Below are 13,869 nucleotides of genomic sequence, written 5' to 3' on the forward strand. Positions count from 1 at the left end.
TCCACTTTCTTCCCATCCTGCCCCACATATCTTTCCGGCCATATCACGCTCGGCTCCACTCCCAACGCCTCCGCAATCAAATGCTCCCCCTTAGGCCACGGACGCGTAAGCGCATTTGCCAGCGTGGAGGAACTCAATCCCGACGCGCGCGACAGCGCTGCCAGAGACGTCCCTTTTTTACGTAAGCCCGCGATGATGTCCGCCGAATGCCAACCTGTTGTCATAATCCCTCCTGACGTGTCATGTAAGTAAAACCGTTACCGCATAAATGCTACGTTATTCGTAGTATGGAGTCTAAATCTAAAACTACGAATTTCGTAGTTATGCGGATCGACCGAGGTTTTTATGAAATGGAGTGCAAAGGCTATGAGGTGTATGGGAGGCACTACGCAATATTGAATTTCTGCAAATCACAGCCTTTGCGCCAGACCTGCTAACTGCCTGAACTGAAATCAATACTACGATTATCGTAGTATCTGCCGACTGGTAAAACTACGACTATCGTAGCCATGAAAATTACCAGCAATTACTCCGACATCTTTTGCCAGCGGCTCAAAGCGGCGCGTCTTGCGAAAGGGCTATCACAAAAAAGTCTTGGCATACGTGCCGGGATAGATGAGTTTGTGGCGAGTACGCGCATCAATCGTTATGAGAAGGGCGTGCATCAGGCCAGCATTGAAACGGCGCAGCAGCTTGCCGCCGCGCTTGAGGTACCCCTCGCTTATTTCTACATGGCTGATGATGAGTTAGCAGAGCTCACACTTCATTGGGCTACGCTCTCTGGTGCCGACAAAGCGCAGATCCTTGCTTTGGTAAAGAGTAAGTCCGGTTAAACCTCCGTACGACTTTACCCCCGTTTCACCACCCCCATAATCATCACCGTCAGTTCCTCAACCGCCGCGTCCGCATCCAGTTCCCCGGTCTTCGCCGCATAGCTCAGTCCCTCGGCAGCGCCGAAAATCGCCCATAAACCGGCATCGGGCAGCGCCTTGTCAGGAGAGAAGGGCAGCAGAAGGTCGCGGCACAGGTTTACGAAATCCCGCGCGTATTCGAGCTTAAACACTTCCATCTCGGGCGATGCGCTCAGTGCGGCCAGCACTTCGGGGATCTCAATGCCCTGGGTCAGCACGCAGTTGATGTACGCCCGGGCGATGGCGCTGGCTTTGTCGTGCAACGTCGGGCCGCTGCGGGAAATCGATTGGGTAAAGATCTGCGCCTGACGCGCTTCAAAGTCCCGGTACAGCGCAATAAACAGCCCGGTACGGGAGCCGAAATGGTTATACACCAGCGGCTTGGTCACGCCGGCAAACTCCGCCAGTCTGCCGGGCGTCAGGGACTCGGTGCCCTCCTGGCCAATAAGTTTCCAGGCCGCCTCCAGTAATTGCTGAAAACGGTCTTCTTTGCTCATGCGCTTTTGCGTCATCGTCGGGCCTCCTGTTGACAACAGCATCGTCCATCGATAAGTTACTATTGGTAAGTTACTAAAGGTAACTTCAGCTTTAAGAGTAAAAGAGTTCCCCGGCAGAAGCAATGAGGAAAACCTATGCAAACTCTGATCGTCACCTCTCACCCGTCTCTTACCTCGCTCACCCGCAGCGTGGCGAACCATATTGCCGACGGCATCACCAGCGCCGACAGTGCGCATCGCGTGGAGATTGCCGACTTACATCAGGAGAACTTCACGCCAGCGTATCAGGAGATGGATTATCAGGCGTTCAGCGGCCAGCGTACGGTGCCTGACGACGTGCGCCGGGAGCAGCAGCGCATCGACGCCGCCGACAATCTGGTGCTGGTGTTCCCGATTTACTGGTGGTCGATGCCCGGCATGATGAAGGGCTGGATCGATCGCGTGTTTACGAATGGCTGGGCCTATGAAGAGTCGCCCGACGGTAAGCTGCTGAAAAAACTCGGTCGGCTGAACGTCTGGCTGGTGGGGCTGGGGGCGGCGACGGAGGACGTCTACCAGCGGCACAACTATTTTGAGGCGATGAAAACGCAGCTGGAGCACGGCATTTTTGGCTACTGCGGCGCACAGTTCCGGGCGGCGGAGTGGATGTTGCCCTCGCACTTGCCGCGCCCGGAGGATTATCTGACCGCCGCCCGCGAACTGGGGCAGCGTATCGGCAGTGGCGCGCGCTAAACGGCAGCCCCCGTCGCGGGACGGGGGCGTCGGGTTATTTTTTGCCGTTCGGTTTTAACTGCTCGCCCGGTTTGAGTTTAAACAGCTCATCGTCGCGGGTGGAGTAACGCACCGTGCCGTCCGCCAGCAGATACGCGCCCTCGGTGAAACCAGCACCGTTAAGGAAAGGGGCCACCGCGTCGGGTTGATTACGGAAGGCGGCTTCCAGCGCCAGTAGCGCGTAAGGCGCGATATTGTCGATGCTGGCGAACTCCGCCTGCGGGTCGTCGACGAAGAAGCCGTTCAGACGACGGGTATTCAGGATGTTGGTCGCCACGCGGTCCGCCAGCGTCAGATAGTCTTTATTGCCGGTGGACTGCCACAGATCGATAAGCGCGAAAATGGCGTATGGCTCGTTGTTATCGGTGTTCAGGTTCAGCTTAGTGTCCGTGCCGCCGGGCGCGCCGATGTCCCCCAGGCCCTGACCCTGCGCAATGCCGCGCGCCACTATCCACATCGCCGGATCCGGCTCCAGCGTCCAGGCTCTGGCATAAGAGAGCAGGAACTCATTGCCCGCCGGATATGGCTTCAGGATGCTGCCTTTTTTACCGTAGTAGCCGTCACGTTTTAGCTCGTAGCCTGACAGATCGGTGCCGTTCGCCAGCATCGGGCGGAAGGTGTTGGTCTGCGCGTCATAGGCATGAGTGGCGAAGGCTTTCAGGCCGTCGAGCGTCCATTTTTTGATGTCGTCGCCATCCTTACCGAGAGATTTTGCCAGCGCCAGCTGCATCAGCGCGTTCTCGGAGTAAAGCGTGCTGGTGCGGCCTTTCAGCATCATATTGCCTTCCAGCGCGTCGGCGCCCAGCTCAGGCCCGAACTGGCGCTGGGCGCGGTCACCGTATTTCGAGTTGGTGTCCGTGTCGTCGGTGGTTTCCGCGCGTTTGAGCGGCTGCGTGAACTGATAAACGCCCAGGCCGGTCTTTTTATCGCGCGGTAACACATACTGTTCCGCCAGACGCTTCGCCCAGCGCAGCGCCCCTTCATCATGATCGTACTGATAGAGCAGCGAGGCGGAGTAGATCAGATCGTTTCCGGCATTCAGGAAGCTCAGCCCTTTAGTGGCGAAAAACGGCGGCTGTTGCTCAAAATCGTTCTCCCAGAGCTTGCCCATCGCTTTGCCGTAAGCACCGTGGCGGCTGGTTTCCAGCGTTTTCCAGTCGTTAACGTGCGCATTCCAGAACGCTTTGATAAAGCGCGTGGTGGCGGGTTTATCCACGGCAAACATCAGATCGTAATAGGGGTAAGCGTTTTTCAGCTCATGAACCATCTCTTTTTCGCTCGGGCCTTCAGGCTGGAGCGTTTTCAGATCCACAAAACGGTGGCCGCCCCATAACAGCAGGCCACTGGCATCCTGATAATGGTCGAAGTAGTAGCGCACATTGTCTTCGGCGCGCTGTTTATATTTTGCGTCGCCGGTGAGATTGCTCAGGCCGACCAGCACGCGCATCAGGTTCTGCTGGGCAGAGAAGTTCGACAGCACGGCTTTTTTGCCGTCCGGGAAGATCCACTCCATCTGTTTGCCGGTGCGCGGATCGACGCCGTTTGCCAGCAGCGGCACATGGTGCCCGTATTTATCCCCCGCCTTATCAAAGACGGTGTCCGCGAACGTTTTAACGCTGTTCAGGCGTTCGCTCTCCTGCGCCATGGCGTGAGCAGAGAACAGACTCAGACAACTTATCGCCAGTGCTAATCCTGAAATTTTCATTATTTGCCTCTCAGTCAAATAAGGGTTTTATTTTTATGCTGCTGCCCGGATGTCATCAGAAGGAATATTTCACGCCGACGCGGTAACGGGTTTGTCTTTCATCGGTAAATTTGCTGCCGGAAACATTACCAATCGCCATATAAGGGGACCAGTTCTTATCCCATTTGTAGGTCAGCTTAAAATCGTGCGTCCAGTCGTGGCTATCGTTATCTGCCAGCACCACGCCTGCGGAATTCGCTTTTTTATAATCCAGCTCATAATCCAGCTGATAGTCTTTCAGGAATTTCCATGACAGTACGCTGGTCAGGTTGTAGCCGTTCTCTGAGGTGTCTTTCTGCGAGCCGATATTGCCGGAGTTACGCTTGAAGTAAGGCCGGTAGCGCAATGACGCGCTGACGTCATCGGTGAGGTTGGCTTTACCGCGCAGATACGGGCGGTAGTTATTTGATGACGAGCTGGTATCCAGCGAGAAGCCCGGCTCAATCTGAAAGGTTTTATTAATTTTATGAACGTAGCTTGCCACCACTTCGGTGCCATTACTGACGGTTTCGTCAAAGGCTTTGTCTTTATCCTGGGAACCTTTCCATTTCCCTTCCAGCGATAAGCCAAAACCATTGGCAAAACGGTGTGATACCGCCAGACGATCTTTATGATTATTTCCACCGCTGTCGTTCATTTCGTGACGATAATCAAAGGTCACTGCCTGAGCCGCAATACTCACGAAAGGTACAGTTAATAATAACAATGAGCGCAACATAGGATCCCCTATTTTTAGTAGTCCACAGGTATAAGATGTTCTCTGCCAGTCAGCAGTTTGAGGTTATTTTTATTTTGTGGAATAGACTTTTGCACAAAATGAAATGGCGTTTTGAGACTGCGATCAGAGTATTAAAAATGCGCCTAAATTAATTAATATGGCATTTATAAAGATATTCCTGGTGATTTATATTCAATAATATCAATGTGATAAGTTGCTGATCGTCTATTTTTACGAGCCGAATTAACGTGGTTTACAGTAGAGGTCATGTTTGACAATAAATTTATTCCTGGATAATAAGTTATTTCGCATTTGAAAATAGCGTGTCATGGCTGGAGGCATAATATTACTGGTATAGAGACAGCAAAATGTCATCCCGCGCTAACTTAAACAAAGCTTAAACAAGCAGGAACATCACGCCGATGGCCTGCACAAAATTCAAAAAAAGTCTTCCATGCAGAAGGCCAATAACAATATTACCTCTGGAGCCCGAATATGACCGTCTACGGAAAAGATCGTTTCTACATTTACGGAATAGAGAAAATCCTCAATCAACTGTACCAGGAGCGGGGCGGGGGGAGCCGCGCCAGTCCGTCCTGCATCTATGTCACCTCCGGCATGGATATTGTGGAGATCTACGCCCTGTATTTTTCTCACCCGCCCGTTCACCACGCTATTTTCATTACTGATGAGCGCCATTTCGACGCGATAAACCGTCTGTTTCCCGGACTGATAAAACTGAGTCTGGCGGAAAACCTCGGCGTGGAGGCGCTACGCCAGGCATTGACCATCATGCTCCTGCTGGCGGAGCAAAATCAGCGCGCGGGCTACCGTGCCGCGCCCTTTAAATTTACTGCCGCCGAGCAGCAGATCATGCGCTTGTTACTGCGCGGGCATTCGCTGGAGGAGATCGCCCAAATCCGCGGCGTCAGCCCGACCACCGTCAGCGTGCAGCGCAATGGCCTGATGAAACGCACCGGCACCAAAAGCCTGCTTGAGCTGTGTTCGCTGTACAGCGCCATGCGCATCGGGCAGCGCCACGCTAACCCTTGACCCATGACAAGGCGGCCAGGCCTGCGCCCTCTTTATAATCAGGGCCGTTTATCTTCTCGCAGGCAGGATCGTATGGCGTACCAACTGAATCTTAACTGGCCGGAATTTCTTGAAAAATACTGGCAGAAACAACCCGTTGTACTGAAAAACGCGTTGCCGAATTTTGTCGATCCCATCACCCCGGACGAACTGGCGGGCCTGGCGATGGAGCCGGAGGTGGACAGCCGCCTCGTCAGCCACAAGAATGGTCAGTGGCAGGCCAGCAACGGGCCGTTTGAGGATTTCGACGGGCTGGGCGAAACCGGCTGGTCGCTGCTGGCGCAGGCGGTGAACCACTGGCATGCGCCCTCTGCTGAACTGGTTCGTCCGTTCCGCGTGCTGCCGGACTGGCGGCTGGACGATCTGATGATCTCCTTCTCCGTGCCGGGCGGCGGCGTGGGGCCGCATATCGATCAGTACGACGTGTTTATCATTCAGGGGATGGGCAGCCGCCGCTGGCGCGTGGGCGACAAGCTGCCGATGCGTCAGTTCTGCCCGCATCCGGCGCTGCTGCATGTCGATCCCTTTGAACCGATCATTGATGAAGATCTGGCGCCGGGGGACATCCTCTACATTCCGCCGGGCTTCCCGCACGATGGCTTCACCCATGAAACGGCGCTCAACTATTCCGTGGGCTTCCGCGGGCCGAACGGCCGCGATCTGATCAGCAGCTTTGCCGATTATGCGCTGGAAAACGATCTGGGCGGCGAGCATTACAGCGATCCGGATCTGACCTGCCGCGAGCATCCGGGGCGGGTGGAAGAGTACGAGCTGGCGCGTCTGCGCGGGATGATGATCGACATGATCAACCAGCCAGAAGATTTCCGGAACTGGTTTGGCCGCTTTGCCACCACACCGCGCCACGAGCTGGACATCGCGCCTGCTGAGCCGCCCTATGCGGAAGATGAGGTTCTTGATGCCTTACAGGGCGGCGAAGTGCTCTCCCGCCTGAGCGGGCTGCGGGTGCTGAATATCGGCGGGCGGTTCTTCGTCAACAGCGAGCCGCTGGTCACCGTGGATCCCGTTGCCGCCGATGCGCTCTGCCGCTTCACGCTGGTGGGGCAAAACGAGCTGGGCGATGCGCTGAACAATCCGGCGTTCGTCGCCGAACTGACCGCGCTGGTTAATCAGGGCTACTGGTACTTCGACGAATAATCCCGCCATGCCCGGCGGCGCAGCCTTGCCGGGCCTACAGAAATGCTTTCCCCTGTAGGTCGGGTAAGCGCAGCGCCACCCGGCAAAAGATTTCACGACTCACGCCTCCAGCGCAATCTGCACCGCTTCGCCGAGCTGTTTAAGCGCCTGGCGGTGACGCTCGTCGGTGGGCAGGGCGCAGTTGATGCGCAGGCAGTTGCGGTATTTGCCGGAGGCGGAAAACAGCGAGCCGGGGGCGATCTGGATCTTCAGGCGGCTCAGCTGTTTTGCCACGCATACCATGTCGACCGTCTCGGGGAGTTCGATCCACAGCATAAAGCCGCCTTTCGGGCGTGTGACGCAAATTTCACAGGGAAAATACTGGCGCACCCAGCAGGTAAAGGTGTCCATATTATGCTGATAGAACTGCCGCATACGGCGCAGGTGACGATGATAATGCCCGTCGCGGATAAAAGCCGTCATCGCCATCTGCGTGGTGGGCACATTGGTGCCGCTGGCGGCGTATTTCATATGCAATACGCGATCGTGATAGCGGCCCGGCGCGATCCAGCCGATGCGCAGGCCGGGGGCGATAGTTTTGGTAAAGGAACTGCACAGCAGTACGCGGCCATCAATATCAAAAGACTTCAGCGTGCGCGGACGCGGGTAATCAAAAGCCAGTTCGCCGTAGACATCATCTTCAAAAATCACAATATCGTGCCGCTGCGCCAGGGTGAGCATCGCCCGTTTGCGCGCGTCGGGCATGACAAAGCCCAGCGGATTATTGCAGTTGGGCACCAGAATGACGCCTTTGATCGGCCACTGTTCAAACGCCAGCTCCAGCGCTTCCACGCTGATGCCGGTATCAGGGTCGGTCGGGATTTCAATGGCTTTGATACCCAGCCCGCGCAGCATCTGCATGGTGCCGTGAAATGACGGCGACTCCACCGCCACAATGTCTCCCGGTTTACACACCGCCAGCAGCGCAATGGCCATGGCGCTGTGACAGCCGCTGGTGATGATGATTTCGTCGGCGCTCAGCACCGCGCCGTTGTCGAGCATCAGCCGGGCGATCTGTTCGCGCAGTTCACGCCGCCCCGCCAGGTCATCGTAGCTGAACGCATCGTGCATATGGTGCTGCACCACGCGGCTCATCTCACGCCACAGCGGTTTCAGGGTGGCCTGGGCAATGTCCGGCGCGCCGCCGCCAAAAGAGGTGATGGCGGGATCGCTTCGCGCGTCCAGCAGCGTCAGTACTTCGTCCCACTGGGTGATCTCGACCGGACGCTGTACCGGGCGCGACATCGCCGGTACCGGCGGCTGTACTTTGCGGGGAGCCACAAAATAGCCCGAGCGCGGCTGCGGCAGGATCAACTGGAGATTTTCCAGCACCCGGTAGGCTTCCTGTACGGTGCTGATGCTGACGCCGTGCTCCTGGCTCAGGGCGCGCACGGAAGGCAGTTTTTCGCCGCTGCGGTATAACCCCTGCTCAATGCGTTCGGCCAGCAGATTGGCCAGATGTTGGTAACGCGTCATGCTGTATCCTTTATCAGACCCGTACAGATCGCAAGACCAGTACAGAGCAGCGGCAAAAATGCCATTCAACTGCTGTTTTAGCGGATCTGTATGGTTAAGAAAAGCGTTTTGTGCATCTGTATTGCTGGCCGGTGTTTCCCCATGATAAGGCTCTGTTCCGGCGTGGAGAGCAATCATGGAATTCTTTGAAAACCGACCCAAACGGCCTTTTATCGGCTTTGTTCTGATCTGGCGGGCGTTTAAGCAGTGGCGTCTTCGGGCAAGGACGCAGCGCATACTCAGCCAGATGAGCGAAGCCCAGCTGCGTGATGTGGGACTTAAACGCGACGATGTATGCTGATGACATAGCCCGGCGGCGAGCGCTGACCGGGCCTTTTTTTAACGTCTTTATGTGATCACGATCACTTTTTCGCATTCCATGCTCTCTTGTTGCCGCTTTCTTGATCCTTCCCCTGATAACCATTAGCTTAGCCGGCTGCCCGTCTGCACAGTAACCACGAAGATATAATGATGATGACGCCTGAACAAAAATTTGCCCGCTGGGTAAGGGTGAGTATTGCCTCTTTCCTGCTGATGTTTGTCTATTTTATTGTCGCGGACATCTGGATCCCGCTGACGCCGGATGCCACCGTGATGCGGGTGGTGACGCCGGTCTCGTCGCGCGTGGCGGGTTATGTCGCGCAGGTGCACGTGCATAATAACAGCCCGGTAAAGAAGGGCGATCTGCTGTTTGAGCTGGATCCCACGCCGTTCATCAACAAAGTGGAAGCCGCGCAAATTGCGCTGCAACAGGCGCGTCTCACCAATCAACAGCTGGACGCGAAAATCGCCGCCGCCCAGGCGAGCCTGAAAACCGCCACGCTGACCGCGCAAAACGATAAGGTCACTTATGACCGTTATCAGCGTTTAAGCGCCATGCAGAATGTGTCGCAACAGGATCTGGATAAAGTGCGTACCGCCTGGCAGAGCAGCGAACAGTCAGTGAATGCGCTGCGGGCGAACATCAGCGAGCTGATGATTGAGCGCGGCGAAAAGGACGACAGCCGCAACGTGACGCTGCAAAAATACCGCAACGCGCTGACCCAGGCAGAGCTGGATCTGGCGTGGACCAAAGTGCGCGCCGAAGCGGACGGCATGGTGAGTAACCTGCAATTAAGCCCCGGCTGGAACGCCGCTGCCGGATCCGCAGCGCTGGCGCTGGTCAGCGAGCAGACGGATATCATCGCCGATTTCCGGGAAAAGAGCCTGCGCCATACGCATCCCGGATCTGACGCGGCGGTGGTGTTTGACGCGCTGCCGGGCCAGGTGTTTCATGCGCACGTTACCAGCCGCGACGCGGGGGTACTGGCGGGGCAGGAAGCGGTGAATGGCGAGCTGTCTGCGCCGGAGTCCTCTAACCGCTGGGTGCGCGATGCCCAGCGTATGCGCATTCACGTCGCGCTGGATGAACCGCTGGATCAGCGGCTGCCGACCGGCGCGCGCGCCACCGTGCAGCTGTATAACAGCGAAGGTCCGTTCGCCCGCTTCTTCTCCGGGCTGCAAATCCATTTAGTCAGCCTGTTGCATTATGTCTATTAACAACACGCTGACCCGCGTTTTCACGCCGCACGATAAGATCGTCTTTACCGCCAACGATCTGCGTCAGACGATGCGTATCGCGGTGGCGGGGGTGATCGCGCTCAGCATCTCAAGCTTTTACAACACCCAGTACGGCGTCTTTTTCGTGGTCTATCCGCTGATGCTGATGGCGCTGGTGCCGATGTTTAACCGGCACGTGGCCAAACAGTTTATTTTGAGTTCCGCGATCAACTGCATCGAAATGGTGCTGATCATCGGCTATCTGTCACAGTGGCCGGTGATCATGACGCTGGTGGTGTTTGGCCTGTACGTGATCCGTTTTCGCTTTATGAGCCAGGGGCCGCTGTTCCTGTTCGGCTCCATGGGCGTGGTGTGCCAGAGCGTGATGCTCAATTTTATGAGCTACCCCACCAACGACTGGCATGTGCTGCTGTTCTCCAATATGGAGGCCAGCGTAATGGCGGTGTGCCTGAGCGCGGTGCTGCACTACCTGATCCCGGATGTCGAACCGCGCACGCGCCCGCCGCTGATCGAGAAAAACGCCGCCCGCGTGCGGCACGAATCGCTGTTGTCCGGCACGGTGGCGACGATGATTTTTATCGTCTTCCAGGTCTGTAATCTGAGCGATTCGCTGTCGGCGCTGATGGCGGGGATTTTGTCGCTGTTCCCGATGCATTATCGCGGCGCGGTGTTAAGTTCGCTGTGGCGCATCGTCGGCGTGGTGCTGGGCTGTATGTATGTGATGGTGGTGCAGCTGGTGCTCTACGATCACAGCAGCCATATGTTATTGATGATGCCGCTGATTGGCCTCGGCATGGCCTTCGGCGCGCGCCTGCACACCATGGAAAAAGTCGGAGCGGGCGTGGGCTTTGCCAGCGTCACCACCCTCGGCATTATGTTCGGGCAGAATATGCACCCGGATCAGGATCTGGTGTTCAGCGACGTTTACCGCATTGCCTCGGTAACCGTCTCACTGCTGGTCACCCTGACCATGGTTTTTCTGGTGCACCTGATCCTCAATCGCTTTGAGGCGACCCGTTACGTGATCGATCCGCCGCAGGCCGGAGTGTGACAAGGCGCGTTACAGGCTGAAAGAGAAGCGTGAAAACAGCGCCGGAAGCTGTGAAAGCAGGAATAATATCAGCCCGATAGTGCCGCCGACCAGCGTGCCGTTGACGCGGATAAACTGCAAATCCTTGCCGATGTTCAGCTCGATCTGCTGCGACATATCTTTCGCGTCCCAGCTTTTTACCGTGTCGCTGATATGGCCGGTGAGGAAGCGGGCGAACTCCGGCGCAACGCTGCGCGCGGCCTGCTCCAGATGCTGATTGAGCGACGCGCGCAGGGCGCTGTCGGCGACAAGGGTTTCGCCAAACCACAGCCCGGCTTCGGTGATGCGCTGTTTAACGCGGGAGTCGTCACTTTGCATATCCGCTTTCAGCCAGCCGCGCAGATCGCCCCACAGTTCCCCCAGATAGCGGTTAAAGGCCTCATCCTCTTTCAGATAGGTTTTGGTGCTTTCGGCTTTTGCCGCCATTTCCGGATCCGTTTTCAGCCGCTCGATCAGCCGTACCGTGGCGCGATCAAAGGCAAGGCGGATCTGGTGCGCCTGATCGGCGCTGATGTCTGCCAGCAGGGAATTTACCGCGCTGGTGACCAGTTCGGCGCTGTGCTCGCCGAGCCATTCCGTCGGCAGCAGCCGCGCTTTGTTCGGATGTTCGGTTTTGAGCCAGCGCACAATCTGCGCGGCGATAAAGGTGCGGGTGCTCTCGCGGCCTAACAGCGTGACCAGTTGCGCAATAAGCGCGTCCAGCAGCGCCTGATGACGATTGTTTTTGGTCAGGCTTTCCAGCACCAGCGCGGAGGTGCCGCTGAGATCCACCTTGTCGATGGCCTTATGTACTGCGCGTTTGAGCAACTGCTGAATGCGCGAGTCATCAGTCAAATCGAGAAAGCCGCTCATCACCTGCAAAAGGTTCTGCCCAATGCGCGCGGCATTTTCCGGTTTACTGAACCAGTTACCGATGATCAAAGCCGGTTCGTGACGCCGGATCAGATCAATAAGCGACTGGGTATCGAGAAATTTTTCCTGCACGAAAACCCCGAGATTTTCGCCGATGCGATCTTTATTGCGCGGGATGATCGCCGTATGGCGGGAAATGAACGGCAGCGGGACGCGGCGAAACAGCGCCACCACCGCGAACCAGTCCGCCAGCGCGCCGACCATCGCCGCTTCGGCCACCGCCTTTACGCCGCTGACCCAGATCGAGGGCGGCAGAAACAGAGTCGTCACAAAAGTCGCCGCTGCAATCAGCAGTAGCGACAGCGCCAGACGCTTGGCGCGTTTAAGTTCAGCGAGTTTATCCATGGTTTAAGAATAGATCTCCTGACCGTATCCAACAGATTAAATTCTCTCACATTTCTGTCGAAATAAAATCGTGCTGAAAAAACGCGGCATTACAGGTATCGTCTTTTTATGAAACGGAGAGTTTAAAAGATGAAAAAAAGAGTCCTGCTAATCGCCAGCGTCATCCTGTTGTGCTGGGTGATGATTTTTCCGATGTCGCTACTGTTTTCACGCTACAGCATCGGCGAGCCGACCATCAGTTTTTATAATATTTTTAATGTGCTGGTCAGTGCGCTGGCTTTTGCCGGGCTGGTCACCACACTGGTATTGCAGATTGAACAAACACGCCGCAGCAATATCGATAGCATCGAACGAAGCGTATTTGAACTGTTCAATACCTTTACCTCGGACAGTTTTCAGGCCGTCAAAAACGACGCGTTTTTATGCCTGTTAATTGCCGTAAGACATAAGCCTTACGGCATGTTTTTAACGAGCCGACTATTCCCGGTCGGGCGTTTGCCTTTTCCAGAAAAGGCACGGCAGATTTACACGCAATTCCGGCCAGAGCTGGCAACGGCGTCTGATAAAGAACTGGCGGATGTGGATCGTGCTGCCCGCCTTCACCTCGATAACATACTGAACTTTTTTTCAATGCTGGCGCAGCGTCAGGCCGCGCACTCGGTGATCAAACAGGTTAACTTCGCCTATGACTGGTGGCGGCCTACGTTATGGATCATTGCCCAGTTACAGTATGAAATCTGGACGGGATCCGAAACCGTGCGTCAGTCCTGCCGGACGCCGTTACTCCGGGAAACCCTGAAAACACTTGATGATATTTACGGATATGAGCCGCTGGAGCCGGGACCAGCAGTTTATGCTTATTTGCGAAGCCATCCGTGGCTGCGTGAAGAGAAGCTCGATAGCGCCTACTGACTCAGGGCTGCCAGCGGCGAAGCGCAGTGTGCTGTTCATAGGGCATCGGCGAGGGGCGGGTGATCATTTCGATAATGCCGCCCCAGGGCGTACGGCCATAGCAAAAGGCGTTGCCGTCGCCGCGCTCGGGGGGAAAGCTCAGCGCTTTCGGCCCGGTGAACATAGTGCCGCCCGCCTGTTCAAAGCTTTTAATGGCCGCCTCGATGTCATCCACATACACGGCAAAATGTTGCAGACCATAGTCATTCGCCCGGGGTGGCTCCCGTTGATCGTCGCCGTGCATTTCAAACAGTTCAATGCCGGGACCATGATGCAGTTTCAGCATACGCACCGCTTTCACCTGCGTACCGGGCGTTAAACGCAGCGTTTTCTGCTGCGCCTGCTGATCGATCTCATCCCCTGGCGCGACGGAGGTGTATATCACTTCTGCCCCCAGCGCGGCGCAGAAAAAGGCTGTCGCCTGTTCTATATCCGGGACGGTGATCCCGATGTGATCCATTCCCCGAACCGCTGATTGCGACATGATGCCTCCTCTGTTTTCTGCCTTTTTTCAAAGTAGTAAAGGTAGAAGGTAAGCCACGTAAAACGCCATACAGAAATGAAAAATC

Annotated in this window: 15 protein-coding genes; 8 read left to right on the forward strand and 7 right to left on the reverse strand. The window is 56.1% G+C overall.

What is annotated here, in order from left to right:
* A partial coding sequence (locus QRD42_RS07540; RefSeq protein ID WP_415877739.1) for a helix-turn-helix domain-containing protein occupies positions 1 to 227 on the reverse strand: 227 nt, incomplete at its 3' end.
* A gap of 282 nt (positions 228 to 509) precedes the next feature.
* Here QRD42_RS07540 and QRD42_RS07545 point away from each other — a divergent pair.
* Positions 510 to 833 carry a helix-turn-helix domain-containing protein gene (locus QRD42_RS07545; RefSeq protein ID WP_321988539.1) on the forward strand — a complete coding sequence of 108 codons (324 nt, stop codon included), beginning with the start codon at positions 510 to 512 and terminating at the stop codon, positions 831 to 833.
* A 14-nt stretch (positions 834 to 847) separates the two neighbouring features.
* On the opposite strand, the gene QRD42_RS07550 is transcribed toward QRD42_RS07545, so the two are convergent.
* The gene (locus QRD42_RS07550) at positions 848 to 1,423 is read right to left on the reverse strand and encodes a TetR/AcrR family transcriptional regulator (protein ID WP_321988540.1); all 576 of its coding nucleotides are present in this window, start codon (positions 1,421 to 1,423) and stop codon (positions 848 to 850) included.
* 120 nt (positions 1,424 to 1,543) lie between these two features.
* Here QRD42_RS07550 and QRD42_RS07555 point away from each other — a divergent pair, with 120 nt between their 5' ends.
* A complete protein-coding gene (locus tag QRD42_RS07555) occupies positions 1,544 to 2,140 on the forward strand; it encodes an NAD(P)H-dependent oxidoreductase (protein ID WP_321988541.1) in 597 nt (198 codons plus the stop codon).
* Between the two features lie 34 nt (positions 2,141 to 2,174).
* On the opposite strand, the gene QRD42_RS07560 is transcribed toward QRD42_RS07555, so the two are convergent.
* Both QRD42_RS07560 and QRD42_RS07565 read right to left on the reverse strand, forming a co-directional pair.
* Positions 2,175 to 3,884: a pectate lyase gene (locus QRD42_RS07560; protein WP_321988542.1), complete on the reverse strand. Its 1,710-nt coding sequence runs from the start codon at positions 3,882 to 3,884 to the stop codon at positions 2,175 to 2,177.
* Between the two features lie 55 nt (positions 3,885 to 3,939).
* Positions 3,940 to 4,641 carry an oligogalacturonate-specific porin KdgM family protein gene (locus tag QRD42_RS07565; protein WP_321988543.1) on the reverse strand — a complete coding sequence of 234 codons (702 nt, stop codon included), beginning with the start codon at positions 4,639 to 4,641 and terminating at the stop codon, positions 3,940 to 3,942.
* A 495-nt stretch (positions 4,642 to 5,136) separates the two neighbouring features.
* On the opposite strand from QRD42_RS07565, the gene QRD42_RS07570 reads away from it, so the two are divergent.
* On the forward strand, positions 5,137 to 5,694 hold the full coding sequence (locus QRD42_RS07570) for a helix-turn-helix transcriptional regulator (protein ID WP_321988544.1): 558 nt from the start codon (positions 5,137 to 5,139) through the stop codon (positions 5,692 to 5,694).
* 72 nt (positions 5,695 to 5,766) lie between these two features.
* Complete coding sequence (locus QRD42_RS07575; protein ID WP_321988545.1) at positions 5,767 to 6,888, forward strand: cupin domain-containing protein; 1,122 nt, start codon at positions 5,767 to 5,769, stop codon at positions 6,886 to 6,888.
* A 99-nt stretch (positions 6,889 to 6,987) separates the two neighbouring features.
* Here the strand turns inward: QRD42_RS07575 and QRD42_RS07580 are convergent, their stop codons facing one another.
* Positions 6,988 to 8,403: a PLP-dependent aminotransferase family protein gene (locus QRD42_RS07580; protein WP_321988546.1), complete on the reverse strand. Its 1,416-nt coding sequence runs from the start codon at positions 8,401 to 8,403 to the stop codon at positions 6,988 to 6,990.
* A gap of 175 nt (positions 8,404 to 8,578) precedes the next feature.
* Here QRD42_RS07580 and QRD42_RS07585 point away from each other — a divergent pair, with 175 nt between their 5' ends.
* From QRD42_RS07585 to QRD42_RS07595, 3 genes are all read left to right on the forward strand, one after another.
* Positions 8,579 to 8,743, forward strand: coding sequence for a DUF1127 domain-containing protein (locus QRD42_RS07585; protein WP_072570405.1), 165 nt, complete (start codon positions 8,579 to 8,581; stop codon positions 8,741 to 8,743).
* A 170-nt stretch (positions 8,744 to 8,913) separates the two neighbouring features.
* Positions 8,914 to 9,981, forward strand: coding sequence for an HlyD family secretion protein (locus QRD42_RS07590; RefSeq protein WP_318364119.1), 1,068 nt, complete (start codon positions 8,914 to 8,916; stop codon positions 9,979 to 9,981).
* Positions 9,971 to 11,053: a DUF2955 domain-containing protein gene (locus QRD42_RS07595; RefSeq protein WP_321988547.1), complete on the forward strand. Its 1,083-nt coding sequence runs from the start codon at positions 9,971 to 9,973 to the stop codon at positions 11,051 to 11,053. The genes QRD42_RS07590 and QRD42_RS07595 overlap by 11 nt, the downstream gene beginning before the upstream one ends.
* A 9-nt stretch (positions 11,054 to 11,062) precedes the next feature.
* On the opposite strand, the gene QRD42_RS07600 is transcribed toward QRD42_RS07595, so the two are convergent.
* Positions 11,063 to 12,349, reverse strand: a complete 1,287-nt coding sequence (locus QRD42_RS07600) for a DUF445 domain-containing protein (RefSeq protein ID WP_072570407.1) — start codon at positions 12,347 to 12,349, stop codon at positions 11,063 to 11,065.
* A gap of 129 nt (positions 12,350 to 12,478) precedes the next feature.
* Between QRD42_RS07600 and QRD42_RS07605 the strand changes: the two genes are divergently transcribed.
* A complete protein-coding gene (locus QRD42_RS07605) occupies positions 12,479 to 13,261 on the forward strand; it encodes a hypothetical protein (RefSeq protein ID WP_318364069.1) in 783 nt (260 codons plus the stop codon).
* A 1-nt stretch (position 13,262) separates the two neighbouring features.
* Here the strand turns inward: QRD42_RS07605 and QRD42_RS07610 are convergent, their stop codons facing one another.
* Entirely contained in the window at positions 13,263 to 13,784 is a 522-nt protein-coding gene (locus QRD42_RS07610; RefSeq protein WP_321988548.1) for a VOC family protein, read from the reverse strand.
* Between the last annotated feature and the right edge of the window lie 85 nt (positions 13,785 to 13,869).

The sequence above is a fragment of the Enterobacter sp. PGRG2 genome (genome assembly GCF_030291195.1).
Classification (GTDB): Bacteria; Pseudomonadota; Gammaproteobacteria; order Enterobacterales; family Enterobacteriaceae; genus Enterobacter_D.